Annotated in this window: 24 protein-coding genes; 5 read left to right on the top strand and 19 right to left on the bottom strand. The window is 46.8% G+C overall.

Annotated elements, in window-relative coordinates; translation table 11 throughout:
* Positions 1-4: 4 nt before the first annotated feature.
* The 16 genes from fliP to KO518_RS10285 all read right to left on the bottom strand — a co-directional run bounded on the left by fliP (position 5) and on the right by KO518_RS10285 (position 16378).
* Positions 5-769, bottom strand: a complete 765-nt coding sequence (gene fliP, locus KO518_RS10360) for a flagellar type III secretion system pore protein FliP (RefSeq protein WP_216025780.1) — start codon at positions 767-769, stop codon at positions 5-7.
* Positions 759-1175: a flagellar biosynthetic protein FliO gene (gene fliO, locus KO518_RS10355; RefSeq protein WP_216025779.1), complete on the bottom strand. Its 417-nt coding sequence runs from the start codon at positions 1173-1175 to the stop codon at positions 759-761. The genes fliP and fliO overlap by 11 nt, the downstream gene beginning before the upstream one ends.
* A gap of 28 nt (positions 1176-1203) precedes the next feature.
* Positions 1204-1611: a flagellar motor switch protein FliN gene (gene fliN / locus KO518_RS10350; protein WP_216025778.1), complete on the bottom strand. Its 408-nt coding sequence runs from the start codon at positions 1609-1611 to the stop codon at positions 1204-1206.
* Between the two features lie 28 nt (positions 1612-1639).
* Positions 1640-2698, bottom strand: coding sequence for a flagellar motor switch protein FliM (gene fliM / locus KO518_RS10345; protein ID WP_216025777.1), 1059 nt, complete (start codon positions 2696-2698; stop codon positions 1640-1642).
* Between the two features lie 12 nt (positions 2699-2710).
* Entirely contained in the window at positions 2711-3250 is a 540-nt protein-coding gene (gene fliL / locus KO518_RS10340) for a flagellar basal body-associated protein FliL (RefSeq protein ID WP_216025776.1), read from the bottom strand.
* Positions 3251-3335: 85 nt separating this feature from the next.
* A complete protein-coding gene (locus KO518_RS10335) occupies positions 3336-5231 on the bottom strand; it encodes a flagellar hook-length control protein FliK (protein ID WP_216025775.1) in 1896 nt (631 codons plus the stop codon).
* Positions 5232-5422: 191 nt separating this feature from the next.
* Positions 5423-5869 (bottom strand): flagellar export protein FliJ, encoded by a 447-nt coding sequence (fliJ, locus tag KO518_RS10330; RefSeq protein WP_216025774.1) that lies wholly within the window; start codon positions 5867-5869, stop codon positions 5423-5425.
* Positions 5869-7203, bottom strand: a complete 1335-nt coding sequence (gene fliI / locus KO518_RS10325) for a flagellar protein export ATPase FliI (RefSeq protein ID WP_216025773.1) — start codon at positions 7201-7203, stop codon at positions 5869-5871. Before fliI ends, fliJ begins: the two co-directional genes overlap by 1 nt.
* Positions 7196-7978, bottom strand: a complete 783-nt coding sequence (gene fliH, locus KO518_RS10320; protein WP_216025772.1) for a flagellar assembly protein FliH — start codon at positions 7976-7978, stop codon at positions 7196-7198. The genes fliI and fliH overlap by 8 nt, the downstream gene beginning before the upstream one ends.
* Before the next feature lie 24 nt (positions 7979-8002).
* Entirely contained in the window at positions 8003-9043 is a 1041-nt protein-coding gene (gene fliG, locus KO518_RS10315; protein WP_216025771.1) for a flagellar motor switch protein FliG, read from the bottom strand.
* 11 nt (positions 9044-9054) lie between these two features.
* Positions 9055-10758, bottom strand: coding sequence for a flagellar basal-body MS-ring/collar protein FliF (gene fliF, locus KO518_RS10310; RefSeq protein ID WP_216025770.1), 1704 nt, complete (start codon positions 10756-10758; stop codon positions 9055-9057).
* Positions 10759-10772: 14 nt separating this feature from the next.
* Positions 10773-11108, bottom strand: coding sequence for a flagellar hook-basal body complex protein FliE (fliE, locus tag KO518_RS10305; RefSeq protein ID WP_216025769.1), 336 nt, complete (start codon positions 11106-11108; stop codon positions 10773-10775).
* 230 nt (positions 11109-11338) lie between these two features.
* Entirely contained in the window at positions 11339-12679 is a 1341-nt protein-coding gene (locus tag KO518_RS10300) for a sigma-54 dependent transcriptional regulator (protein ID WP_216025768.1), read from the bottom strand.
* On the bottom strand, positions 12676-13818 hold the full coding sequence (locus KO518_RS10295) for a PAS domain-containing sensor histidine kinase (RefSeq protein WP_216025767.1): 1143 nt from the start codon (positions 13816-13818) through the stop codon (positions 12676-12678). The genes KO518_RS10300 and KO518_RS10295 overlap by 4 nt, the downstream gene beginning before the upstream one ends.
* 118 nt (positions 13819-13936) lie before the next feature.
* The gene (locus KO518_RS10290) at positions 13937-15418 is read right to left on the bottom strand and encodes a sigma-54 dependent transcriptional regulator (protein WP_305855276.1); all 1482 of its coding nucleotides are present in this window, start codon (positions 15416-15418) and stop codon (positions 13937-13939) included.
* Between the two features lie 156 nt (positions 15419-15574).
* Positions 15575-16378, bottom strand: a complete 804-nt coding sequence (locus KO518_RS10285; RefSeq protein ID WP_216025765.1) for a flagellin — start codon at positions 16376-16378, stop codon at positions 15575-15577.
* A gap of 216 nt (positions 16379-16594) precedes the next feature.
* On the opposite strand from KO518_RS10285, the gene KO518_RS10280 reads away from it, so the two are divergent.
* From KO518_RS10280 to KO518_RS10265, 4 genes are read left to right on the top strand one after another with little or no spacing between them, the layout of a single operon-like run.
* Complete coding sequence (locus KO518_RS10280; protein WP_216025764.1) at positions 16595-17635, top strand: zinc-binding dehydrogenase; 1041 nt, start codon at positions 16595-16597, stop codon at positions 17633-17635.
* Entirely contained in the window at positions 17632-19119 is a 1488-nt protein-coding gene (locus KO518_RS10275) for a PfkB family carbohydrate kinase (RefSeq protein ID WP_216025763.1), read from the top strand. The genes KO518_RS10280 and KO518_RS10275 overlap by 4 nt, the downstream gene beginning before the upstream one ends.
* Entirely contained in the window at positions 19116-19817 is a 702-nt protein-coding gene (locus KO518_RS10270; protein WP_216025762.1) for a nucleotidyltransferase family protein, read from the top strand. The genes KO518_RS10275 and KO518_RS10270 overlap by 4 nt, the downstream gene beginning before the upstream one ends.
* Before the next feature lie 44 nt (positions 19818-19861).
* Positions 19862-21112, top strand: a complete 1251-nt coding sequence (locus KO518_RS10265; protein ID WP_216025761.1) for a DegT/DnrJ/EryC1/StrS aminotransferase family protein — start codon at positions 19862-19864, stop codon at positions 21110-21112.
* A gap of 10 nt (positions 21113-21122) precedes the next feature.
* Here the strand turns inward: KO518_RS10265 and KO518_RS10260 are convergent, their stop codons facing one another.
* Genes KO518_RS10260 through KO518_RS10250 form a run of 3 tightly spaced genes read right to left on the bottom strand, consistent with a single transcriptional unit; the run spans position 21123 to position 24811 of the window.
* Complete coding sequence (locus KO518_RS10260) at positions 21123-22412, bottom strand: hypothetical protein (RefSeq protein ID WP_216025760.1); 1290 nt, start codon at positions 22410-22412, stop codon at positions 21123-21125.
* A gap of 22 nt (positions 22413-22434) precedes the next feature.
* Complete coding sequence (locus KO518_RS10255) at positions 22435-23202, bottom strand: sulfotransferase domain-containing protein (RefSeq protein ID WP_216025759.1); 768 nt, start codon at positions 23200-23202, stop codon at positions 22435-22437.
* A gap of 1 nt (position 23203) precedes the next feature.
* The gene (locus tag KO518_RS10250; RefSeq protein WP_216025758.1) at positions 23204-24811 is read right to left on the bottom strand and encodes a carbamoyltransferase C-terminal domain-containing protein; all 1608 of its coding nucleotides are present in this window, start codon (positions 24809-24811) and stop codon (positions 23204-23206) included.
* A gap of 273 nt (positions 24812-25084) precedes the next feature.
* Between KO518_RS10250 and KO518_RS10245 the strand changes: the two genes are divergently transcribed.
* Positions 25085-25894: a hypothetical protein gene (locus KO518_RS10245; protein ID WP_216025757.1), complete on the top strand. Its 810-nt coding sequence runs from the start codon at positions 25085-25087 to the stop codon at positions 25892-25894.
* Positions 25895-26208 lie beyond the last annotated feature (314 nt).

Here is a 26208-nt window from a genome sequence, read left to right as displayed (position 1 = left end):
TGCCCTAGACCCCCATCCCGAAGCTGGTAGCCAGCGTGCCGAAAATTAGGTTCCAGCCGTCCACCAACACAAACAGCATCAGCTTAAACGGCAACGACACTATCATTGGTGACAGCATCATCATACCCATGGCCATTAATATTGAAGCGACAACCAGATCGATAATGAGAAACGGTATGAACAGCATAAATCCAATTTGAAATGCTGTTTTCAGTTCACTGGTCACAAAAGACGGGATAAGAATCGTCATCGGAACATCTGCCGGCTCCTGATATTTATCCTCATCACCAGCAATCCGCACAAAGGTCTCCAGATCTTTTACCCGGGTTTGCGACAACATAAATGCCCTCATAGGCTGCGCGGCCTCATCTAACGCCTCTCTTGCTGTCATTGTCTCCTCAAGGTATGGCTGAAGCGCCCGCTCGTTCACCTCTTCAAAAACCGGTGTCATAATAAACATAGAAAGAAACAAACTGACGCCGATGAGAATTTGATTTGATGGCGATTGCTGCAAACCAATCGCCTGCCGCAAAATCGACAGCACCACAATAATTCTGGTAAAGGAGGTCATCATCATGATAAACGCCGGGATCAGACTGAGCGCTGTCATAATGAACAGTGCTTGCAACGTCATGGAGTAATCCTGCGAGCCATCGGGGTTAGTGGTAACAGTAACGGCGGAAATACCCTGTTGTGCCCAAGCTGGTGTAGCCAATAATACACAAAGCAACAGCGTGAAAAACCCGGCCGTAAACCAACTATTTTTCATCTTGTCTGCCTTCTTTTACTGATGGGTTGAGGGTGCCCGCCATGGCCTTTATGAGTTTTTCTTTGAAGTCAGCCCCCTGAGAGGACAATGGCTCTGGCGGGGACAACGGCGTCTCCAGCTTTGCCAGATGATTAATAGTATGAGCAGTTACCCCAACTATGTGCTGTTCATCGCCAACCTGAATTACCATAATGCGTTCTCGGGTACCGGCTACCATACTCGCCACCACCTTCATTTGACCGCTACTGGCATGAGTGACATTAAACCGACGCATAAGCCATGCGAGGGAGAAAATAATCCCCACAACCAAAAGTAATGATAGGAAAATTGACAGTACTGACGTGGGATTTGTAATTGAACTGCCGCTGTCTGCTACAGCTGCGTGGCTAAATAATAGGGGCAGCATAACGCAACCCCCTGTTTTAGAAAGCGTTTTACCTGAGCTTCTTAATTCTCTCGATTTGACTAATAACATCCGTTAACCGAATACCAAATTTATCGTTGACGACTACTACTTCTCCATGAGCAATCAACGTGCCATTTACCAAAACATCCAGTGGTTCGCCTGCCACCCTGTCAAGCTCAACCACGGACCCTTGGTTCAATTGTAGCAGGTTGCGGATACTTATCTGGCTTCGTCCCACTTCCATAGAAATGGTAACCGGAATATCTAAAATGGTATCCAGTTTCTTCTTTTCTTCTTGGGTGATGGGCGCGTCGTCGGTAAGTTCATCCAGTTCGGCCACCTGAACGTCGTCATTACCTTCTCCATCCCCCGCCTCGGCATCTGCCTGTTCGGCCATGGCTGCTGCCCAATCGTCCATTCCGTCATTTTCACTCATGACATTGCCTCTTTATTTGCAACCTGTGTCACAGGTCTTCTTCAAGTACTTGTAGCTCTGCGTCATTATCAATAACGCGCCCGCCACGTGTTAACAGTTGTAGTTCCGACTTAACTGACGTCGGTCTGGGGATTTTGTCTGAAATTTTCAGTGCCAGATTGTCCCGGGAACGCCCCAGTTTCGCTCTGAATGTAGGCAGATCTTCTATCAGTACGGTAATGTGTTCTGGCATTTCAACCGGAATAATATCGCCGGCCTTAAATTCCATTACCTCTCGCAGCGGTACATCAACCTCAAGCATATGTGTGGTTAGGGCCACGTGAACATCGAGAATTTCATCCCGCAAGGCTTTGCTCCACCTAAGATCAGTATCTTCTTTATCGCTTTGTACGCCTGCATCCAACAGCTCTCTGATGGGTTCCAACATCGAATAAGGCAAAGATACGTGAAAATCGCCGCCCCCTCCGTCCAACTCAATATGGAAAGAGCTGATGACCACCACTTCCGTGGGACTAACGATGTTTGCCATTGCTGGATTTACTTCTGAGTCAAGATACTCAAACGACACATCCATCACCGGCGCCCAGGCCTCTTTGTAGTCTTCAAAAATGATTTTGAGCAACATCTGGATAATCCGTCGCTCAGTTGGCGTAAACTCCCTTCCTTCTATTTTCGCGTGATAGCGTCCATCCCCTCCGAAGAAGTTGTCCACCAAAATAAACACTAACCGGGCTTCCATGGTAATGAGCCCCGTGCCTTTTAGAGGACGGAACCTCACCATGTTCAAGCTGGTAGGCACAAACAAGGTATGAATATACTCACCAAATTTGATCATCTGTATGCCGTTAATGGACACCTCGGCTGAACGCCGCATCATATTGAACAGACTCACCCGCAAATGCCGGGCAAACCGTTCATTGACAATTTCCAGTGTCGGCATTCGCCCACGAACAATGCGGTCCTGCGAGGAGAAGTCATACTCCAGGGCCGACGCATCGGATGGGGTTTCGGAGACCTCTTCTTCTTCGACGTCATCAACACCGTGTAGTAGCGCGTCAATTTCATCTTGTGATAGTAAATCGCTCACCGTGTTATCCTGTTATTGCATCACAAAGCCGGTAAATAACACTTGCTCTACCACATCTGAGCCCGTGTACTTTTTCATCGCAGCCTGCACTTCCTCCAGCGCTTTTTCCCGCAGTTCTATTTTTCCGGCTTCGGTAACTAAATCGTCTGCGTTACTGGAACTAAACACTTTTAAAAGGGTTCCCTGAATTAGCGGGATATTGACCTTCGCCGCTTCCTCATTTTCGCTTCCGCGCACTAATAATTGAATTTTAATTTGCACCGTTCTTTCCCGACCGCTGCCTGGAATGTGAAAAGTGATTGGCTGAGGAATAGCCACGTACAGCGCGCTGCCCACTTCGGCACTGCCTGAGGTATTTTCAGTTTCGTCAGCCACTAGCGCGCCGCCTTCACCTTCAGCGAGTTGCGCCGCGGCGGGTTCATCCTCGCCAGCAAACAGAAAGAAATAAGCAGCTGCGCCCCCACCGAGAAGTACGACAACAATGATGACAATCAGCATCAACTTGCTTTTCTTGCCACCTTCTTCTTCAATTTGTAACTCTTCGTCTGCCATGGATTACGCCTTTTCAACCATTTTCGCGAGTATTATGAGACATTAAAGATAATGTGCAACACACATCAAATATGCGCATGCACCATTAAGCATAGTCGTCGATGCCACCTTGCGCCTGTCTGGTTAACGGCTGTTCGCTAATTTGCGTATCGTCATCAGGTTCACCGGCAAACTCACCCTGTCCTCCCGGGCCGTTGCCGGACTGCCCGTCGCCAGTCCCTTGTTGCTGCTGTTGACTGACAACCGATTCGCCTAACGCAATTCCCTGCTCAGCCAGCATATCACGCAGCCTTGGCTCGGCCTGTGCCAAAGCCTCTTTTGCCTGTGGAGATTGCACCACAAAACTTACTGATGCCGAATCGCCTGCCACGTTCACCCTAACCTGCATACTCCCAAGCTCAGGAGGATCGAGACGAATCTCAGCCATTGCGTTTCTGGCATTCACCATCCAACGAATTTTTTCTGCCAGCTGTTGCTGACCTTCCGGCTGATGAATATTCACTGGCTTATTGTTGTCTTGAATATGTTTATCGTGTTGCTCTGCGGTAATTTGTTGTACCTCGTTCACTGCACTTATCGAAGTTTGACCCGCACTTTGTAACGTTGACGCAGACGACGTGGTACTTTGCGTAACATTGATCGCCACTGCCGCGAGCATACCAATTTGTCTCAACTCAGCACTAACCAGTTGCTCTGCCTGTTCCCGCCCCATCACTTCCGCATTGACGATTTCCTGAGTGATCACACTCTCTAAGGTCGCGGTTTCTGTGCCGGGCTCGGATAGTCCTTTTTGATACTGACTAACCGCTTCTGCAATACTCTGCTTCATTTCCGTTTTTTGGCTGTCACTCACGCCTGCTGGTAAGGCAGCAGCAACGCGTTCAACAATCGCGCCTGAGACAATCTCCCGGGTTGCATCTTTTCCATCAGAGATCAAAGCAGTCGTTACTTGATCTATGTTAATGTCGCTATCCCCGGAGCTGTCACCCATGCCGGCCAGCACCTTGGCAAGGTTCTCGGCCCCCGACCCGGTTTCGCTTTTAGGCTGGTTATCGCTGCCCGCTTGCCCCTGAGTATCGCCGGAAAGTTCAGCTTGGAGCATAGCCACCAGCAGACCGGCATCACTAGAAACATCCGTTTCAGTACCTGCTGCCGTTTGTGCCTCAGACCCACTTATTTCACGTTTGCTTTTTGTCTCAGAATGATGACCCAGCATCGCCAACAATGCCGCCGCCATTTGTGTCACCTCGGTGTTGTCAACTTGCGCTTGCTGCCCTCCCTCTTCTGACTCGCTTTCCGCGTCCATTAGTGTAGCAATCGCGTCAATAATCTTGTCAGCCAGGGCCTGTATCTCGTCGCCTTGGGTTGCACTCTGGTTTGACACTTCCCCGTTTGTTTCAGGGGTGCCTTTAAGCAATTCAATGAGATGAGCAAACTCGTCGGCAATATCAGAGGCGGCTTCAGGCAATGCCGGGGCGATATCCCCATCATCAAGCTCTGTTACAAGCTCTTCGCCGTTGTCCACAGATATTTTAACGCCGGATGTTGTTTCCTGGTTGCGTATGGAGTCTACATAAGCAAGCCAGTCAGTTTCTTCTGTTTGATTGCGTGTATGGGGGCGTTCTGATTCCACCAGTTGCTGCTCAGGCTCAGCTAGCAAATCTTCTTTGTCCCCATGACTGACATCACGTGCATCTCCATTTACGACATTTTTTTCGGGTAACTCATCTGCATCCACATCCGCCTTAACCCAGTTTTCTTTGGCTTTATCCGACGTTTCAGACTTACGCCAGTGCACGTCAGTAACATCATCCGCATTTTTCGCCTTATTCGCGCTACTTTTATTCTCGGGATTAGCTTGTGCGAAAGCTTCTGCAAACGCCGTCGAATTTTCACCGGCTGTATCTGCAGTTTTACCCGTGTCGATCGCTATCGGCAACGCGGCAATATCTGAACTCTTCGTGGCAACTTGTTGCATCATTAACTTGCACCTCTTCCCCCTGTTTGCCGGCTTTAGTGTCAAAAAAGCAGCGATTCGACGGGGTTGGAATTTTGGACACTAATACTTGAGCAAGAGCTGTTCCAACTGTGAGAGGTTGACCGGAATTTCGCATAAGTTTTTGCAATATACAGAAAAATATGACCCGTGTTGCTTGTCCTGCAACTGAGACGTTATTTAGCGTGGTGGGCCCGAAAGTGACGTTGCATGGCAAACTCGTCCATCATCGCCTGTTCAGCCCGGTTAGCTTTTGCAGTCGCGTCCTGAGCTTTTTTCTCCAGCAATAAATCAACCGCCTTTCTGCGTTTTTGCTGCTCCAGCCAAGCCCGCTTTCTTTGGTCGGCTGCCAATGTGGCTTTTGAGATAACATTTAGCTGCTGTTGACAGGCTTTTTCCAATTGTCCGACGAATGTGAGATGCTGATGGTAAGCTTTGGCGCCTACGCCACCTTTCGCGTTTAGCTGAATTTGACGCAAATAGTCAAGCCGATACTGCTGTAGACTGGACAACTTTTGTCGTTGCTGAGCAACTTGTTGTTGTGCCATCTGATAGAGTTGCGCCGCTTTTTGTTCCTTTTCTTTTTCGAAGCGGGCCACAAGTATTAACTGTTTCGATGCCATCAGCCTTTCCCTAACCCACCGGCAAGCGCTGTCATGCCTTGCAGGCAATCGTCATACGTGAGCACTTGTTTCATCCCCTGTTGCAAAAATGCGTTAATTGCAGGTTCTGCACGAATGGCAAGGTCGATTCTCGGATCAGAACCTTTAGCATAAGCACCGATGGAGATGAGATCTTTGTTTTGCTTATAAGTGGAATAAACCTGGCGAATACGTCTTGCCTGCTGCATGTGTTCATCACTGGTAACCATAGGCATAACACGACTTATCGATGCTTCAATATCGATGGCCGGGTAATGTCCACTATCAGCCAGGCTTCGCGATAGCACAACGTGGCCGTCTAAGATAGCTCTTGCCGCATCGGCAATAGGATCCTGTAAATCGTCCCCTTCTGTGAGTACTGTGTAAAATGCAGTTATAGAACCTTGCGTGTCACTTCCATTGCCAGCCCGTTCCACCAATGCAGGCAAACGCGCAAACACAGAAGGTGGGTAACCCTTTGTAGCAGGAGGCTCGCCAACGGCCAACGCAATTTCGCGCTGGGCCATAGCATAGCGCGTTAAAGAGTCGATGAGTAACAATACGTTCATACCCTGATCGCGAAAATACTCCGCGATACAAACCGCCGTTTCACACCCTTTTAGACGCATTAGCGGCGAAGTGTCCGCAGGAGCAGCAACGACCACTGCCCGCTTGCGCTCTTCTTCGGTGAGAATGTCGTGAATAAATTCTTTTACCTCGCGCCCCCGCTCTCCCACCAAACCGACCACGACCACGTCGGCTTCGCAACCTCGGGTCATCATTCCCAGCAACACAGACTTACCCACACCTGACCCTGCGAACAAGCCCATTCTTTGTCCTACACCAACCGTATTGAGGGCATTGATAGCTCGCACCCCGACATCCATCGGTTGTGAAATCTGCCTGCGGCTAAGGGGGTTCATAGGAGGACGTGCAACGGGTACTCGCGTATCGGCCTTCACCGGCCCAAGACCGTCTAAAGGTTGACCATTGCCATCTACAACCCGGCCGAGTAACCCCAGCCCGACAGCCAACCCACTTTCCCGGTTTAACGGCAGAACTCTGGAGCCGGGAACAATCCCCCGCACTGCCTCGGTAGGCATGAGATAAGTAATATTCTCGGCAAACCCCACGACTTCAGCTTCAATTTCACCTTCGACAGTTTGCACCATACACTGGCTGCCCACCGGTAATTGACAACCCACTGCCTCTAGGGTCAAACCAATTCCCCGCACCAATTTTCCCGCCGCAACGACGGGGGGCTGAGGGATATCACCAGTGAGGTTTTCAAAGTAATTTCCCCACGGACTACTCATTGGCCAGACCCTGTTCCAGTAGGAATTTATCCAACACATCCCGACAACGACGTTCTATGGATACGTCCACGGCATTTTGTGCGGTGGTAATATCGCATCCGCCCCTTGCCATTGCGGGCGTTTCTATGAGTTGCCACCCTTTTTCTGACACCGAATCTTCGCCGTAATGGCTTTTTACCAGTTCAATGTCATCTGGATGCATCGCGATTTGATAATTTGTTTCACTGGCTGGCAGAGCTTTAAGACCTTCGGACAAGGCCTGCAGAATACAGCTTTCGTTTGTGGTAACCTCGGTGCGAACCACCGCTCGGGACAAGGCGACAGCAAGCTTGACTAACTGCCTGCGGGTATCATCGTTTACTTGTGCCAGAGGTGCAGCAAGATTATCGGCGAGAGCCGACCACGCACTGGCGAGTTCGTTTATGTGCGCTTCTCCTTGCTGCAGCCCTTCATCTTTTCCAAGTTGCAAGCCTTCTGCGTAGCCGGCTTGCTTACCTTCTTCAAAGCCGGCAGCCTGACCTTGTTCAAACCCAGCTTGTTTTCCTTCGTTAAATCCTTCGTCATGGGCCGCTTGGCGGATTGCTTCAATTTCCTCCATAGTTGGAGGTTGAATTTCCTCTTCCTCAGGCTCTGGTGGTTCGTATTTCCAATCACTGCGACGATTTAACGCATTGGTTTTTCCCTGCTCTTCTGCGCTTTTTTCAACAGAAAGAAAAGGGAGATCCCAGGATTTCGCTTCCAGGAATTCATCGTCCGAATGGGGCTTATCACTCATGAAAACTCCGCGAAACAAGGCCGGTTACAGGAACTCTTCACCGCCACCACCGCCCAGCATAATTTCACCGGAATCAGCCAGTCGACGGGCAACAGACAAAATTTCTTTTTGCGCCGTTTCCACTTCAGATAAGCGAACCGGCCCCATGGCTTCCAAATCGTCCATAAGCATTTCAGCAGCCCGTTTGGACATGTTTTTCGCGATTTTATCTTTGAGCTCTTCATCTGCCCCTTTAATCGCTTTAAGCAGTGAATCCTGCTGAACTTCCCTCAAAATAGCTTGAATACCACGATCATCCACATCAATCAGGTTGTCGAAGACAAACATTAGATCCTGAATTTGCTGACTCATTTCTTCATCCTGCTCGCGTATGGCATCCATCAATTGCCCTTCAATAGACGTATCCAGGTAGTTCATAATGTCAGCAGCAGATTTCAAGCCGCCCATTTTGGCCGCTTGTGTACCGGCCTGACCTGCGAATTGTTTTTCCATGATTTCATTCAGCTCTTGCAGTGCCGCAGGTTGAACCTCCTCCAGATTAGCTATACGCATGAGCAAATCCAACCGTACTTTTTCCGGGAACTGCGCCAGAATTTCAGCGCTTTGCTCGGGTTCCAGATAGGAAAGCACGATGGTTTGAATTTGCGGGTGCTCGTTGCGAATAATACTGGCGACCTGTTTTGAATCCATCCATTTAAGGGAGTCGAGCCCTTTTGCGCCACTGCCCATTAAAATTTGGTCAATCAGATTTGCCGCTTTGTCTTCACCAAGTGCTGCAGTGAGCGCGCGTTTGACAAAGTCCTGGCTCTGGAATCCAATGGTACTGTAATTTTGAATTTCATCGATAAAATGCTTGTGCACCGAGGTGATCTTCGGCTGAGTCATATCGTCGACTTTTGCCATTTCTGCACCGAGCTTCTGGACCTGCTTAGGTTCAAGATGCTTTAAAATCTGCGCGGCGTCCTCTTCGGACAAACTCAGCAACAGAATAGCTGCTTTCTCAATACCTTCAAGCTTACTGATGTCGTAGCTTTGTTCGCCGCTATTGGCTAATTCTTCAGGCATTATGCTGACCCTTAATCGTCTTGCATCAACCAGCCCTTAACAACCTGTGCTGACAACTCCGGCTCGTTGGCCACCAGCGCACGCACGGCTTTAAGAACATCTTCGTCTTTGTGGAGGTCGGGTAACATCAACGAGCCATCAGCGGCAAAGCCAACCTGCCCCTCGTCAAACTCCTGCGACAACATGCTAATTGTATCGTCGCCCAAATCCAGTCCTTCATCAGCATCAAAGTTCTCTGCGTCTTTGGTATCTTCAGGGTTTATTAATCGGCGCAGCATCGGTCTGATCACAAACAGGATAAGCACGATGATAATTAGACCACCCACCACAAGCTTCAGTATAGGCAACATTTCAGGACGTTCCCAGAAAGGCACCTCTTCAAGGCCTTCTTCGTCCATTCGGGTAAATGGCACACTCACCACTTCCAGTGAATCTCCCCTGGCCACGTCAAACCCAATACCTCCCTGCAACAACCTGCGAATGTTGAGTAACTGCTCCTGACTTTTTGGCGTCGTCGTTACGCTACCATCCTCGGCAACAACCCGGTCGTGGTCTACCGCCACAGATACACTTAAGCGCCTTACTACCCCAGTTTGTTTCTTCGTATGACTAATGGTGGTGTCAAGTTCATAGTTTTTCTGGGTTTCGCGATTGTTACGCCCCGGTACTGGCAAGCTTTGTCCGTCGCCTGCCACAGCATTTTCCGGTATAGCAGAATCCAGTGGAGGCTGATTACTTAGTGCTCCGGGAATTCCTCCCGCGATAGAGCCCACGCTACTCGACTCTATGGACATTTCGCTGCGAACAGCAGGTAAATCTGGATTATAAGTACGCTGTGTTTGCTCCATGGCAGTAAAGTCCATGGTGACGTCAGCTTGGGCCGTATAGTTGCCAATACCCAATACAGGAATAAGAATCGCATCAATTTTCTCGAGGTACTTTTGTTCGCGTTGGCGCTCTACTTCATATTCCTTGCGGGCACGGGCACTCATAGAATCTTGTGAGCCCGAGTTTAATAGCCGTCCGTTGCTGTCGGTAACAGTCACTCGGGACGGTTCCATCATTTGCACAGCTGAAGCTACGATATCGATAACCGCGTCCACCTCTTCACCGGCAATAACTTTACCTCGTTTCGCCGTTAATACCACGGTTGCGCTGGCTTTTTTCTCCCTGCGTGCAAAGACATTTTCCTTGGGCATCGCCAGTAAAACCCGTGCTTTCTGAATACTGTCCATGTCCTCAATGGTGGCGGCAATTTGTTGTTCGCGCGCATGCTTCAACCGCTCTACTTCCACCCGCTGCGACACACCAAACCCCATATCCTGCATAATGATATCGGTACCAGCGTCATCTGCACGTACCAAGCCTTGCCGGGTCATCCCCAATCTAACAGATTGAAATTCATCGGTGCGCACGTAAATTGTGTTGCCTTGCAACTGGTAGTCAATTTGATTGGCGTCGAGATAATCGAGGGTTTCAATCAGTTCCTCGGTTTCCATTTTTGCCAAAGGCCGGTAATCGGGTTCCTGGGCCCAAATAAGAATAAACACCGCAATGGCCACGCAGATAACCAGCACCACAACAAGCGCCATTTGACGCATCATGTCGGCACTGCCAAGTGTATCCATAAAACCGGATTTATTTTCAGCCTCACTCGTGGTCAATTCGTCACTGGAGTCAGTCACCGTTAGATTGGTACCCGTTGCTTCAGCCATAACCTAATACTCCACTAAACCGGCATGTTCATGATTTGTTTGTAGGCTTCAAGTACTTTATTTCTCACCTGAACAGTCGCTTCAAAAGCAATACTCGCCTTTTCTTTGGTGACCATCACTTCCGCCAAACTCAGTGAAGGGTCTCCCATCTCGAAGCGTTGTTGCATGGACTTTGACTCCATCTGCATATTATTTACGCCATCGATAGCATTTTTTAGCATGACGGAAAAATCGTTGGCAGACGTGTTGACGCCATCCAATGATTGCTGAGGTAACTCGGTAGCCTGCAGACGAGTTTGCCCTATCATGGCTTGCATTTCCTGATACAAACTATTGGCCTTGACGTCCATAACCACTCCTGAAATTAAATAACTGTCAGAAACTTGTCTGACTCTTGCTTCTTAAACAGACAAAAGCAAGTCTGATACCAAGTTTAAATATCATCTATTAATCAATCACTTGAGATGTTCGCCAAATAAATGACAGCGGAGATAGGGTCAGTCGAAAAAAGCCACAGTACTAGACCGTGGCGAGAGGCTCAGGCATGGCGTTGCTATGCCTGAAATAAGATAGAAGGTGGTTACGCGGGAACGTCAATTCCTTCTTCGCGCATTCTGGCGAGTTTGTAACGCAGAGTACGAGGGCTAATTCCCAGCTTTTCAGCAACGTCTTTTCGCTTGCCGTTGCACAACTGAAGTGTGTCCAAAATAATTTGATGTTCTTGTTGACGCAATTCAGAGCCCAACTTGCTGTCATCTTCCTGTTCTTGCGGCTGCAAGCTTTGATGGCTAGCCAACGTAGCAGCCATATCAATCATAAGATCGGACGATTCAATCATATCGCCATCACACAAAATTAGCGCCCGTTGAATGACATTATCCAGTTCTCGTACATTGCCCGGCCAGTTATACTGATTGAGCTTATTTCGCGCCGCACCAGACAGCATAATTTTCTGATTATGGGGGTGATGCCGACTAATCAGATGTTCTGCCAAGGGCACAATATCACCCGGCCGCTGCGCCAGTGGTAACCATACAATAGGAAATACATTGAGGCGATAATACAAATCTTCCCTGAATTCGCCGGCTTCTACAGCCTGACGCAAATCACGGTTACTGGTAGCAATCACCCTGACGTTAAGTGAAATGGTTTTACGACCACCTAAACGCTCAACTTCTTTTTCCTGTAAAACCCGAAGTAATTTCGCCTGTAGGGCTAAATCCATTTCGGTAATTTCATCAAGGAGAATAGTGCCGTTTTGCGCTTGTTCAAACTTACCCGGGCACGCCTGAATTGCACCGGTGAACGCACCTTTTTCGTAGCCAAATAGGGTAGCTTCCAGCATGTTTTCTGGTATCGCCGCACAGTTAATGGCAACAAATGCTTCCCCGGCCCGGGCGGATTGGTCGTGAATATAACGCGAGAGCACTTCCTTTCCTGAGCCGCTTGGCCCTAAGACCATCACGGTCGCATCAGTGCCTGCCACTTTCCTCGACAGAGCCAACAACTGAATACTGGATGGATCAGCCACAACAGGTGTGCGAGACTCAACTCTGTTTGCTGGTGCATACCTGCTTACCAGATTTAACAAAACTTCAGGCGCAAATGGCTTTGACAAATAGTCGGTGGCACCATCGCGCATTGCCTGAACCGCATCATCAATAGTGGCATAGGCCGTCATCAACAGTACTGGCATCTGCGGGTAACGAGATTTAATATTTTTAAGCAGTGTAAGGCCATTCATCTCACCCATTTGGATATCGCTCACTACCAAATCGATTTTATGCTCGCCAAGCTGAAGCAAGGCACTTTCGGCACTGCTTGCCTCAACAACACGATAGTCGGCCAACAGCAATGTATCGAGCAAGGCTTCACGCAAACCCGCGTCATCTTCAACAATGAGAATAGTAGTTTGACTCATGAAACTTCTCCTGTAACGTCAGCGGACTGAACCAGAGTGCTTTTTTGAATTAAGGGCAAGGTAAGAGAAAAACACGCACCACCTGCTGGCAAATTGACAACACTTAATTGCCCCTTGTGGGCAGTGGCCACCGACTTCACTACCGCCAAACCAAGACCTGTGCCGTGGGTCTTGGTCGTGAAAAAGGGTTCAAATATTTTATCTCGCAATGAATCTGGCACACCTGGTCCAGCATCAGTGACTGACAGAATGAGCATCCCGTTGCGCTCACTTGCAGAAACAGTGACACACCCCCCTTTAATACTCACCTGAGCGGCATTATGTATAAGATTGAGTAGCGCGCCCTGTAAAGCAGTAATATTACCTCTCAGTAGTGAGCTTTGGTCAAAATCACGAAACACGAGCTGCAATTCAGCCTGCTGAGCCAGGGAGGTAGCCGTAGGTTCAATGGCCGCTTTCAATTGTTCCAAAGAAATGTCTGCGACCACCTGCTCTTCTCCAGATTTTGCAAAAAGCAGCATATCGTTAACCTGGCTTTCCAGTTCTTTTAGGCGCAACGAAAGTTTATCAGCAAAGTTCATGGTTGCCGCTTCACCCAACCCCTTGCGTTTCATGTTTGCAGCGTAGAGCATAGCTGCAGAAAGTGGTGTTCTGATTTGATGCGCCAAAGAAGCAACCATTTTGCCAAGAGCTGATAAGCGCTGCATGTGACTGACTCTGGCTTGTAGTTGGCGGGTTTCGGTCAGATCGGTAAGAACAATGAGTTGTCCTGGCTCGTTTTCCAACGGGGTAATAGACAACTTAACCCGACGGCCGTCTATTAACGACACTTCATGGCCGTCGTCAGCCCGTGGTTTAAACGAACGACTGATAATGGTTCGCCACACTTGCCCTTCCAGCGGTTCTCCGAGCAAATCCCGCGCCTGGTCGTTGGCTTGCCTCACGATTCCATGACCGTCAATGACAATAACACCCGCGGGCATCACCTTGAGTAAGTGAGACAGCCGACTGGCTTGTTTTTTCAAGCTTGGCACATCTTCTGTTGCGTGAGATGAAGGTGTTCCGGCACCAAAGTGAAATTCAGAAAACTGCTCAGACCCCTGGAGTAAACCAGCGAAACCTTGCCCATCATATGCCATTAGAAACCTCGTCAAAAACCAGACATTACGTCATAAACGAGTCAATGCATTTGGTGTGCCAGTTTTATTTTTATTTAAAATCAGTGAGTTATGATGATCTGTATGGATGAGAATGTTGTCAATTATCTGACGACACTGATTCTTCACGGTGAATATCATACTTGCGCATTTTTTCGACCAAGGTCGTGCGACGCATACCGAGTTTATCGGCTGCCCTTGCCACAACCCAGTCTTGTTGCTCCAACGCCTGGATAATGAGATTAATCTCAAGCTCCGACAGATATTCCTTCAAATTTACGCCCTCTTCAGGCAGTTGAGAAGAATCTTCGCTGTGAGAATACCCCGGTGGTGTTGCCCCTTGATCACTGTCTCGGCTTGCTTCATCCGCCGCAGATTCAGCAAATAACGCATTAAAGGCATCTCGTTCAAGTAGCTCTTCGGGGTAATCTGGTTCGTAAACCTGTATATCTCCATACTGATATTTAGCTGGGAGATCTTGAATATCAACGATTTGCGCGGGATAGAGTATGCTAAGCCGTTCAACCAGATTGGAAAGTTCGCGGACATTACCGGCCCAGTCGTGTTCCATAAGTGAGGATATGGCCATCTCGGTAAACTTCACAACAGACACGCCATCACCCTGAATTCGACTGATGAGCTCTTGCAACAACAGTGGAATATCTTCTCGGCGGTCACGTAATGCGGGGCTATCAATGGGAAAAACGTTTAATCGGTAATACAAATCCTCTCTGAATTTGTCATCCCGAATCATGGTTTCCAAGTTCCGGTGTGTAGCAGCGATAATTCTAACATTCGCCTGAATTGGCGTGTGCCCACCTACGCGCTCAAAGGTTCTTTCCTGTAAAACGCGCAACAACTTAACTTGCATTTGCAGCGGCATATCACCTATTTCGTCTAAAAACAGCGTACCGCCTTCTGCGAGTTCGAAACGACCTTTACGCGCACTAATCGCGCCGGTGAACGCACCTTTTTCATGTCCGAATAATTCACTTTCCAACAGTTCGCCGGGAATAGCACCACAGTTTACTGGAATAAAGGGCCCGTCTCGGCGAGCAGACATGAAATGTACATTCCGGGCGATAACTTCTTTTCCGGTGCCAGATTCACCAAGGATCAAAACTGTCGCGTCAGTGGGTGCAACTTGCTCGACTAACTGTCGTACAATTTGAATTTGTTGACTACGCCCAACCAAACTGCGGAAAAGACGGGTTTTCATACCTGCGGTTTTCGTATGGCCTGGTCGGTGGCGGGTATATTCCTGACAGCGATGGATAGCCTGGGTAAGCACAGGGTAGGTAATCGGTAATGTGACACAACTGACTAAATTGCAGTTCGCTGTTATCTGGCCATCACGAGATTGAATAGCAACAAAAGGAATGTGTGGAAATTGCGCAACCAATGCTTGAAGCTGCTCACCACCACTGGCGTCAACCAAAACGGCTTCAACGGAATGCGTATTCAGATAATTCAAACAATCAGCAAATGACTGGCCGTAACAAGCCTCACCCATAAAAGTGATAACCGTTTCCAGTTTTTGAATGAGTTCGCCGTTATCACTAACGAGCAGAATTTCCTTCATCAATTCCTCTAGAACGCGTTTTTATTATTTACAGTTTAGCGCATCTGTCTGATTGTAGCGGTAAAAGATAAGTTCGCAAACACCCATTCGCTTTCTAAACGCAAAAAAGCAGGCCAACCTGCTTTTTTGTTTAAATTTCCTACAAGCGCAGACTCACTAGTTCAGCAACGCTAATACCTGACCTTGTTGCTGGTTAGCTTGCGCTTGAACGGCCGTGGCAGCCTGCCCTAACACACTATTGGCAGCATTTTCTGACGCTGCCTGGGCGTAGTCAAGATCTTGAATTCTGCCTCGCGCTTCCGATGTATTTACATCGGCCTGGCTCAAATTACGTGCTGTACTCGCCAGCTGATTCTGCGTCGCGCCTAAATCTGACTGCGCGGCACCTACAGTTTCCAACGCTGCATCCGCAGCTTCGAGTACTGAATCCAAATCACCTGATGTAACATCGATATTTAGCAGGTCAGTAAGATTACTGCCTACATCCGATGTATTAACCCCAACCTGTTGACCTGCGTTAGCGCCTACCTGAAAGCTAATTTCGCCATCGCTGCTGAGCAGAGGCTTTCCCGCAAAAGTGGTTTGCTCAATGGTCTGACTGATATTGTCCTGAAGCTGTGTAATTTCAGATTGAATGGCCTGTTTATCGGCATCATTGAGAATACCGTTGCCCGCTTGTAAAGTCAGTTCACGAATACGTGAAACATCTTCGTTGATACCAGACAAACCACTTTCTGCAACCTGTGCCAACGAGATGCCGTCGTAAGCATTATTAATCGCTTGGCGATTACCTTCGACCTGAGAAGTGAGCCTGTCGATGATCTGCTGCGCAGCGGCGCCGTCGGAGGCACTGTTCACACGCTTTCCAGACGCAAGTTTCTCCATCAGGTTCGTTTGCTTTTCCTGAACCTGTTGCAGTAATGATGATGATGCGGATGAATCGCTGTTTAAATTTATCATAGAAGCCCTCCTGTTCGATATTTAATCATAGCACAAGGCGAAAAAACACGCTGTTTTTTTGATTAAAACGTATTGCTCTGCATCCCTTATTACCCATTTACATACTTGTTTTGCACTCGCGTCTTTAACTGAAGATAAATTTGCATAAGTTTCCTCATACATTCCAATAATATGTCGATACAATATCACTAAAAGTCATTATCACAGGTTCCTAGTATGCAATTTACCGGTGCCGTTTTAACACAAACAGGAAAACCACTTGCGCTTGTTTCCAATATTCAAGTACCTCGACTTGGCCGGGGACAGGTGCTCGTAAAAATCATCTACACTGGGATTTGTCACAGCCAGTTGATGGAAGTTCAGGGTAAGCGCGGGGAAGACCGCTGGCTTCCCCATTTTCTCGGTCATGAAGCAACTGCAATTGTCATTGACACTGGCCAAGACGTAAGAAAAGTTAGCGCTGGAGACAAAGTGGTTCTCGGATGGCTTAAGGGGAAGGGCATTGATGCTCCCGGTGCAAAATATAATTCTCCAATAGGCACGATTAATTCTGGTGGTGTCACCACATTCAGTGAATACTCGGTGGTATCTGAAAATCGCTGTTACCTTTTGCCCGATTCACTGAACATGCAAACTGGCGTGTTGTTTGGCTGCGCACTGCCAACTGGAATGGGAATGGTGCAAAACCAGTTGCCATACACACCTGACAGTCGAATTGGAGTCTTCGGTCTCGGTGGAATCGGGATGAGCGCATTAATGGCCATTTTACAAAATGCGCCTCAGCAAGTCGTTGTCTTTGACATCAATAACGATAAACTAGCACTCGCCAGAAAAATGGGCGCCAGTGTAGCTATAAACTCCGGCGATACCGACTGGTTGCAACAATTGGACGAATACACTCAGCAGCATAAGCTTGATTATATTATTGAGTGTGCCGGCAGTTGCCGAACCATCGAAATGGCATTCAGCGCACTGAATAGGCGTGGCAAGTGCGTTTTTGCATCGCACCCTGACCACGGATACAAAATATGCATTGACCCCTTTGAATTGATCAGTGGCAAAACGATTGAGGGTTCCTGGGGGGGGAAGGCTAATCCAGAAACCTTGCTAAACGAGCAAGCCGGTCAAACAGATAACGAGTTACTCATCAAACTTATGTCGTCGCCATATCAACTCGAAAATATTAATCAAGCCATGCAGGATTTGGCCGATAGCAAGGTAGTGCGGGCTATGGTGAAGGTAGCAGACATTCGATGAACAAACAGCAATACTGTATTAATGAAGCGAAACGCATCAAGCAAACGGGCAAACGCATTTGCTTTGTTTCTGGTAATTTCAACATTATTCATCCTGGCCACTTGCGGTTTCTTTTGTTTGCCAAAGAGCAAGCTGATATTTTAGTAGTCGGCCTGTATGAAAAATCATCGTCAATTAGCGCTTATTTCTCTGATGAAGAGCGTCATTCGGCCTTATCGGCATTGTCTTTTGTCGATGAGGTGATTCTGTTAGACAACACGCTTTCTGCTTTTCTAACCGCTCTTGAGCCCGACATTGTTGTAAAGGGAAAGGAGTGGGAAAACACGGATAACATTGAACAACAACTTGTAGACAGCTACGGTGGCAAGCTGGTTTTCTCATCTGGCGAAAAACAATTCTCTTCAAAAGAGCTCCTTCAACAACAATTGAATGAGAATACCAAGCTAACCCAGCAACTCCAGAAGTATCACGAGCGATACAACATTAGCAACGCGTTGCTAACAGGCTATCTGAATCGCGTCTGTGATATCAATATTGCTGTGTTTGGCGATATTATCGTAGACGAATACCAGGAATGTTTGCCCATTGGTATGTCGCAGGAAGACCCAACCATAGCTGTCAGCCCGTTGGAGTCATATCGGTATTTGGGGGGAGCAGGTATTGTTGCTGCCCACGCCAAAAGCCTAGGAGCAGAGACTGATTTTTACAGTGTAGCCGGACGTGATGCTGCCGGCGATTTTGCACAATCAAAACTAAGAGAGTACGGTGTAAACGCCTATGTGATACAGGACAGTTGCCGACCAACCACACACAAGCTGCGGTATCGCGCAAAAAATAAAACTCTATTGCGCGTAAATAGCTTCAGAAAGCACGCCATTGATAAGCCGTTGATAGATGCAATGTTGGATAATTTTATTAGCAACATACACAAATATGATGTAGTACTATTTGCTGATTTTAGTTTTGGCGTTTTGTGCCCAGCTCTAATCAAACATCTGCAGGCACTATGCCTTCAACATGACATTCCGATGGTTGCAGACAGCCAAACTTCTTCACAAATTGGCGATTTGACTAAATTTACACACCTGATGCTCACCACCCCTACAGAAATCGAAGCCCGTTTAGCGGCACAGGATGATGATAACGGATTAATTCAAGTATCAAAGGATTTGGCCGAACAGCTTATTGCTACAAATCTTATTGTTACGTTGGGAAGTGAAGGCATTCTAATCCGTCATCGCGTCTCACTTACTGATGAATTGCTTACCGATAACTTACCGGCACTTACGGATAACGCTATTGACACTGCTGGCGCTGGCGACGCATTGTTAGTAACGGCCACATTAATGCTGTGCACCGGCGCCAGTATCTGGCAAGCGGCATTTGTAGGCAGTGTCAGTTCGGCCATTCAAGTTAATACCCGGGGTAATTTGCCGCTACCGAAGCACAAGGTGCTCTCAAAGATTAGTGAGTTAGTAGGATGAAAGCGGTACTGCTAGCGGCCGGCCTGGGAACGCGTTTACAACCTATCACCCATACCATACCTAAGTGTCTTGTGCCCATTCGCGGCAAGCCATTACTAGATTACTGGTTAGCGATGTTGGTAAATCTTGACGATATTGAACACATTTATATCAATTTGCACTACTATCACGAGCAGGTTGAAGCCCATCTGTCTAAAAACTGGCCGAACCACAAGATTACAACCTGGTACGAAGAGGAACTAATGGGCACTGCTGGTACGCTTCGGGAAAATGCAAAAACTTTAGCAAACAGCGATTTATTAGTGATACACGCGGATAACCTGTCTTTTTTCGACATGGAACATTTTCTAAGCGCACATCACCATCGACCGCGCGACACTGAGATGACAATGATGCTTTTTCACACAGATACACCCCACTTGTGTGGCATTGTTGAGCTAGACGATCAACGTCGCGTTGTACATATGCACGAAAAAGTGGAATGCCCTCCGGGCAACCTAGCAAATGGTGCCGTCTATATTATGGCGCCCGGGGTCATTGAATACATTGTCGCCGAAGGCATGTCAGATTTAAGTACACAGTTGATTCCAAAGATGCTGGGGAGGATCCTTGGTTGGTTAAATGATGATTATCACCGAGATATTGGCAATCCCGAAAGTTATCGTTTAGCGCAAGCTGATGTTGAAGCGCGTAAGTAATCCTGAGTTTATTTAGTAAATAAGAATAGATGAGCACTGAACACATGAAAAACAATGGTCAAGACGAGCACGAATTAATAGCTGCTATCTCAGGTGGCCCCCTCGTTAGAGAGTCTCGATTCCCATGCCGAAACGTGATGGGTAAGTCTGCCTTTAATTGTGTTAAACGTGTTTTCGAATACTACTGGGAAAAAGGTCAGGACATTCCATACCAAGCCCATTTTGAAGACATATACTGCGAACAGTTTGCGGCTTTTTACGGTGGTGGTTATGCCGATGCCGTTAACTCTGGATCTGTTGCTGTTTATCTCGCCGTTCAAGCATTGGCACTCCCCAAGCACTCCAAAGTTCTCATATCTCCGGTGACGGATCCTGGCTCGGTGTCAGCGGTTCTTCTGGCAGGACATACTGTTGTAATTGCAGATTCAGCACCTGGGTCATTCAACGCTTCGCCTGACAGTATCGAAGACAGCCTTGACAAACACCCGGACATCAAAGCCGCTCTACTCACACATGTGGGCGGATTACCATTGGACTTACCTGCGATCTCCGCGTTGCTAAAGATCCACAATATTCCATTAATTGAAGACTGTTCACAAATACACGGAGGGAAGATTGGAGATCAAAAAGTGGGAACCTTTGGACGAATGTCAGTTTTCTCTACCATGTATACTAAAAATCAGACAACAGGCAGTACCGGCGGGGTTGTCCTGTGTAAAGAGAAATCGGACTATTGGCTTGTTCGCAGTTTAGCTGACAGGAGAAAACCTTTTGATCACGATGACTTTAATCCAAGAGATCCTGGAGCCTTTCTCGGCGCAGGCCTGAATTTCAACGCCAACGAAATCGCCTGTGCACTGGGATCGCAATCACTGGCGAAATTGCCAGCGGTTATCGAGCAAAGACAACAGCAGGTCGATTACATCAATCGATTTTTAGAAACACTTGAAAGCGTGACTCCTGTTCAGCCCCTTGCTGGTAGTTTGCCCTCATACTTTTTTCACAATGTCGTTTTTAATGACAATTGGACAGATCACCAAGTAAACGTTTTTAAAACCGCATTGGAAGCTGAAAAAACATCGGTCAATGCCAACTACTTATACGTTGTAAGTGAGTGGAATTGGCTGAGATCCCAATACGGTATTGCTGTTGATACCCCAAATGCAACACGTCACCGAGCACGAAGTCTCAATATTCTGTTCCATGAAAAATATACGAATCGAGACCTTGACGACATTTGTCTTGCTTTGAAACGCGCCGAGCACTACACCTTACACAGTGCAAATATCGAATAACGCTAAACACTCAGTGGCAATATTTGTCTACAGCGGCCAATATATCTGATACCGCAAAGGGGTTATTTTCACTGATATCACTCCAGTCCAAATACTGGCCAGGCGCCGCACTTATTCGTTGTGCCGTTCCAGGAATAATACCGATTTTCTTAAGGTGAGCTTCTGTGTTTGAGGAGCAGGTTGGATTGTACATTCCGAACAACACATACCTGCATGCCTGTGACAATGATACCAGGGCCTGAGCACCGTTACTCGTCATCAGATTGAACCAACACAATTCATAAAGCGCAAACCTCAGATGCACAGATAAAGCGGCTTCGGGAAAGTCGAAAATCCCTTCCCACCCAAGCGGCAGCATAGCTTTATCCGTATCTCTCAGTACCACTACGTAATAACCCCGAGATTTAAGTGCCTTCGCCACCTTGTGCCAGACAGGGAGAACACTGTTTCTTTCAACGTGAGCAGGACACTCCCGCAAAGAGATAACAATAGTGTTATCTAAGTCGATATTTCTCGCCCTTGCCCATTGACAGACTTTATTTTTAGCATTGTCTGAAGCACGTAATATAGCGATAGGCGTGCCATTGTTGTAAAACCTCAACAACTCACTAAAAAAATGCGACGCCTTGGGCTGTTTGAAACTGTGGTCAGTAGGAAAAACATGGGTTGCAGTATAAAAATACTCCCTTGCCTGTCGTCGAGAGTAACAAACAACAAACCTCGCATGCGGGTCTACCAGGGATATCAACGGAATGAGTAAGTTGTTAAACCTAAAATGCATTTCCTCCTCGGAAAAAAAATCGATATCTTCTCTAAACCCCCCTTTGTCGCCCGGACAAAAGATAATATTTAATGTGCGCAACCTTCGACGATTGGCCTCGAGCTTTGCATGCACCAAGAAATTGAGAAAATCAAAAGTAGGTGGTGCAATCCGAAAATCGTATACAACCGTAAGTATTTCTTCCTCTGCATATAATTGCCCTTGCCCATCCGCACAAAAATCGTTCATTTTTAAGAGTTGCTTCTCGACATTGTCATACCAATACAGTGGATTATCCGACAATCGCTCGAGGGCTGGGAGCAGATCTGTATATTCATAGATTGCAATAACGATGGCGTCATAATTCAATGCAGCTAGCTTGGATATTGCGTTTACCGGCTTGCCGCAGAATACTCCTTCACCAGACGAAGTGAAAAAGTCTACGCGACCTTTCGGCTTATGAATATCCAAAAAATTCCGAGCACTGCCTCCAGTGCCAATTACAGCCACTCGGCTCTGTTCGTCCTCAAATATCTTCATCGTATCACTCGTTTCTCAGAATTTACTGCTTCAGATTAAACAGTAGTTGTTCTCTTTTTCTTTCCCACGTTAAGAATCGCATTTCTATTGCATCGAAATTTGTGATCAAATCGGCATGTGGAATGCGGATCGTTTTTTGTATCCCTGTAGTTTCAAACAGCCCATTACCTTTGTTGTTCGAAGAAATCGAAGTGCCTAAAAATGACAATATCTCGTTTCCTTCATGGGTAAGGTCGGCATAATCAACAAAAAGATACGGTAGCGACCGCTTAAGGGAAATTATGTATCGTTCAGCGATAAGTGCATCGTGACAAAATGTATCGATATCTTCTTCGGAAACTGAGAAATTTGGTAACTCGTAAGTTTCTCTGTTTTTTGCCTCCTCCATAAACCCGCTGTTCGTTCTTATATGCCAAATACCTGTTGCATTAACAACTTTTCTGGAAACAAAATGCTCTATCAAGCTACGGGACAAATGCACAATCTTTATGTTTTCAATCGCAAGCTTGCCAATAACCTGTTTCCAAAAACTGTGACTAGCCCACTGATACCGGGGAACTGACAACTTACTCCCCACCACAGCATTCTCAGAGCATAACTGGCTTAACGCGTGTCTAAAAGAAAAGGAGGACTCTTGCAACGCAATTGATATATGTCCAGCGCGCAACTTGTCACTATCCCGATTCACAAGCTCGTAATCGCAAAACACGCCATCACATTGATTAAGACTCTGGCTCAACAATGTGGATCCACAACGTCCCAACGATACTATTAGAAAATATGTAGGCATATTATTTCTTTTTAATCAGGAATGGACCGATAAAAGTAGCATCCATGCCACTTGAGGCAAATGTCGTTAGCGCATCTTTAGCAGTCTCAACGATAGGTTGGCCCATCACGTTAAAACTCGTGTTTAATACTGCTGGTGTATCGGTCAATTTGTAAAAATCAGAGATAAGCTCGTGGAACAAGGAACCTGGTGTTTTTGCCACAGTCTGTACTCTGGCTGAGTTGTTAATGTGATTCACCGCCGGGATTTTATTCTGCCACGCTTCTTTCACATTGAACGTTATCGTCATGAAGGGCGATAACTGATTCATTTCAAATACATCACTTGCTTTCTCCGCAAGAACCGCTGGAGCAAAAGGCCTGAATTCCTCTCGAAATTTTATCCTTGCATTAACCTTGTCTTTCATATCTGATGCCGACGGATCTGCAAGAATAGAACGATGACCCAAGGCTCGGGGACCAAATTCAGAACGGCCCTGCATCCATCCAAGAATTTCACCTTGGGATAACCGTCTCGCGGCCTCTTCTGTCGGATATTCAATAGTTTTGTAGGGCAACCCCACTAGCTTTAGCGTATTTTCCAACTCTTCAACGCTATAATCAGGCCCGTAATAAGCGTGAGAAAGCGCAAAATCAGTATACCCCTCATCGACCGCACCTAAAATCGCACAACCCAGCGGCAAACCGCGATCGCTTGCCGCTGGCTGTACAAAGAGTTCATCAATAAATGGTAACTCCTGAATTACCTTATTAGCAGAACAATTAAGTGCCACTCCACCCGCCAGGCAAAGCTTTTTCAACCCCGTTTTGCGATGTAAATGAGTCACGAGTGACACTAAGCATTCTTCCAGTGCTCGTTGAGCAGACGCCGCAATATCCTTATGGCGCTGAGTTATTTGTTCCTCCATTACCCTCGGACTACCTAGTAGCTTAATGTAGTGTTCGTTATACGCTGGTTCAAAACTACACATTAGTCGGGGAGAAAAATCGAAAATTGACTCGTTTACCACAAAACCAGTGTCAGTCGGTTGCACTAAAGAAGACAAGTCATAAACGGGACTGCCAAATGAAGCCAGCCCCATTACCTTATATTCGTCTTCGTCTGCTTTAAAGCCAAGGAAAGAAGTAATCCCTGTATAAAACTGGCCAATTGATTGCGAATCAGGGCAGCTCCCCAATATTGCTAATTTTCCATTACGACCTGTTCCATACTGAGCGCTGAGGCCATCGCCAAATCCATCCCACGAAATACACATTGCTTCAGAAAAGCCTGAACAGTAATAAGCGGATGCCATATGGGCCGTTTGATGATGTACCATTTCTATTCGCGGAACATAACCATAATAATGTTTCAGGAAACGCTGTAGTCTTGGGAGTAAGTCATTGTGCGTGACACCGGAATGTACCACCAAGTCGATATCTTTCATGGTCAACTGATTGTCTTTCAGGAGCTGATACGTGCTTCGAACAGGCAATGTCCCTCTCGGCGATTTTACCCGGCAAAACCTTTCCTCTTCATAAACACCCACAAGGTTGCCGTCGATAATTAATGCAGCACCTGGGTCATGTTGATTTGCGGTAACACCGCAATGCAATCCTAGAATGTTCATAATAATTTCGCTCTCAATAGAGTAATTGATGATTTACCATCAACAGATGATGAAGAGAAAAAGAAAATCTCTATTTTTCTTTATCGGACACCGTTGTGTAATCTGAAGAGAAATAACAGCATGAATTTGTAATTAAACACTTTCACTCAATACCGCAGTATATATCAAACATTGTGCCTGCGTTTTTAGATTTACCAACAAATACTAAAGTCTCTAGCGTGCCGGCCGACATAAACGATATCAAATACAATGTAACAATGACTGGAACCAAATATGACGCCGAATTGTTTTATGATTGCCTCTTCAGGCTCAAGTGCAACAAAATGGGTTTCTAGGGTACTCAATCTGCACCCAAGTATTACGGCTTGGCATGCAAACGAAGAAACAGAAGACAAGTTATCGCTTAAAAGCGAGGATGCCCTTGCTGCCTCACTGAATGAAAAAGTAAAGCAGAGTGGAACCTTTGTCGGTACAATACATATAACACCTTGGCACGGCGTAGAAATGCAGCCCCACATTGAAAAACTAAAGGGGAGATTCTGTGGGCTATTGCGCCACCCTGTCTACCGTATTAATTCTCAATCTGAATCAAAAATCAAAAATAATGCCCCTCCAAACTATGACAGATACCGTGGAAATTTAAACCTACTTATCAATGAGATACCTGGCTTGTTTATCGCTTTCACTGAGAAATTTGGCACTGTATTTTCATATGGTCAGGTAGAGTTTGCCGTTGCGGCATATCGCGTATTTAATTACGAAGTCGATCTTCTCACATTACCAAAACGACAATTGTTCTTTTACGAGTCTCTCACGAAGGAAAAGAGTGAATTTTCACGATTTGTGACTTACCTTTGTCCAGGTCTCAATGTAACCGAGAGTTATCTTCACGATGTTTTCAATTTCGGTAAAATTAATTCTCATCATGCCGTAGTACCGGTCAGTGTCAAAGACATCTATAACACCTTTTGGGATGAGCCCAGACGGTTTATCTTTGAATACATACTGTCGTATTTTGCTGATAAATACGATGTTATTAATAAGTATCAGGCTCTCGACTACGATTTAACCACATTTCGTTAACAATACTGAGTAACAAACCTCCCTGGTTTGTTACTCACCTATCCCCCTCTCACGTCCTGCATACCTGCAAGGATAACATCACAAAAGTATGCATCCGGTAGTTCTCACATTCAGCTTCTGACTTTGCTATGGCACTTTGTTTTATTTCAATCGAGACCACCATGTGACATCAGTGGCGAGGTATAAAAATCAGGGGAGCTCTGTTTGAGCAGCCGGGAGGAGGATTAAACCGATCATCATTGACCGGAAAAACTGTTTGTTCCGCCAAATCACATGACCTTCATGTGTTCGACTATTCGATGATATGCCCGGAA

The sequence above is a fragment of the Aestuariibacter sp. A3R04 genome, from assembly GCF_018860805.1.
GTDB lineage: Bacteria > Pseudomonadota > Gammaproteobacteria > Enterobacterales > Alteromonadaceae > Alteromonas.
The sequence above is the reverse complement of the archived record's forward strand: the minus strand, read 5'-3'. Positions and strand labels throughout refer to the sequence as shown.

Coding starts and splice junctions, on each gene's coding strand:
- fliF (WP_216025770.1), bottom strand. CDS start 10,758: ATGGCTGAAGCAACGGGTACCAATCTAACGGTGACTGACTCCAGTGAC.
- fliG (WP_216025771.1), bottom strand. CDS start 9,043: ATGCCTGAAGAATTAGCCAATAGCGGCGAACAAAGCTACGACATCAGT.
- KO518_RS10245 (WP_216025757.1), top strand. CDS start 25,085: ATGACGCCGAATTGTTTTATGATTGCCTCTTCAGGCTCAAGTGCAACA.
- fliE (WP_216025769.1), bottom strand. CDS start 11,108: ATGGACGTCAAGGCCAATAGTTTGTATCAGGAAATGCAAGCCATGATA.
- KO518_RS10300 (WP_216025768.1), bottom strand. CDS start 12,679: ATGAGTCAAACTACTATTCTCATTGTTGAAGATGACGCGGGTTTGCGT.
- KO518_RS10270 (WP_216025762.1), top strand. CDS start 19,116: ATGAAAGCGGTACTGCTAGCGGCCGGCCTGGGAACGCGTTTACAACCT.
- KO518_RS10335 (WP_216025775.1), bottom strand. CDS start 5,231: ATGATGCAACAAGTTGCCACGAAGAGTTCAGATATTGCCGCGTTGCCG.
- KO518_RS10285 (WP_216025765.1), bottom strand. CDS start 16,378: ATGATAAATTTAAACAGCGATTCATCCGCATCATCATCATTACTGCAA.
- fliH (WP_216025772.1), bottom strand. CDS start 7,978: ATGAGTGATAAGCCCCATTCGGACGATGAATTCCTGGAAGCGAAATCC.
- fliP (WP_216025780.1), bottom strand. CDS start 769: ATGAAAAATAGTTGGTTTACGGCCGGGTTTTTCACGCTGTTGCTTTGT.
- KO518_RS10275 (WP_216025763.1), top strand. CDS start 17,632: ATGAACAAACAGCAATACTGTATTAATGAAGCGAAACGCATCAAGCAA.
- fliI (WP_216025773.1), bottom strand. CDS start 7,203: ATGAGTAGTCCGTGGGGAAATTACTTTGAAAACCTCACTGGTGATATC.
- KO518_RS10265 (WP_216025761.1), top strand. CDS start 19,862: ATGAAAAACAATGGTCAAGACGAGCACGAATTAATAGCTGCTATCTCA.
- KO518_RS10255 (WP_216025759.1), bottom strand. CDS start 23,202: ATGCCTACATATTTTCTAATAGTATCGTTGGGACGTTGTGGATCCACA.
- fliO (WP_216025779.1), bottom strand. CDS start 1,175: ATGCTGCCCCTATTATTTAGCCACGCAGCTGTAGCAGACAGCGGCAGT.
- KO518_RS10290 (WP_305855276.1), bottom strand. CDS start 15,418: ATGAAGGAAATTCTGCTCGTTAGTGATAACGGCGAACTCATTCAAAAA.
- KO518_RS10295 (WP_216025767.1), bottom strand. CDS start 13,818: ATGGCATATGATGGGCAAGGTTTCGCTGGTTTACTCCAGGGGTCTGAG.
- fliL (WP_216025776.1), bottom strand. CDS start 3,250: ATGGCAGACGAAGAGTTACAAATTGAAGAAGAAGGTGGCAAGAAAAGC.
- KO518_RS10260 (WP_216025760.1), bottom strand. CDS start 22,412: ATGAAGATATTTGAGGACGAACAGAGCCGAGTGGCTGTAATTGGCACT.
- KO518_RS10280 (WP_216025764.1), top strand. CDS start 16,595: ATGCAATTTACCGGTGCCGTTTTAACACAAACAGGAAAACCACTTGCG.
- fliN (WP_216025778.1), bottom strand. CDS start 1,611: ATGAGTGAAAATGACGGAATGGACGATTGGGCAGCAGCCATGGCCGAA.
- KO518_RS10250 (WP_216025758.1), bottom strand. CDS start 24,811: ATGAACATTCTAGGATTGCATTGCGGTGTTACCGCAAATCAACATGAC.
- fliJ (WP_216025774.1), bottom strand. CDS start 5,869: ATGGCATCGAAACAGTTAATACTTGTGGCCCGCTTCGAAAAAGAAAAG.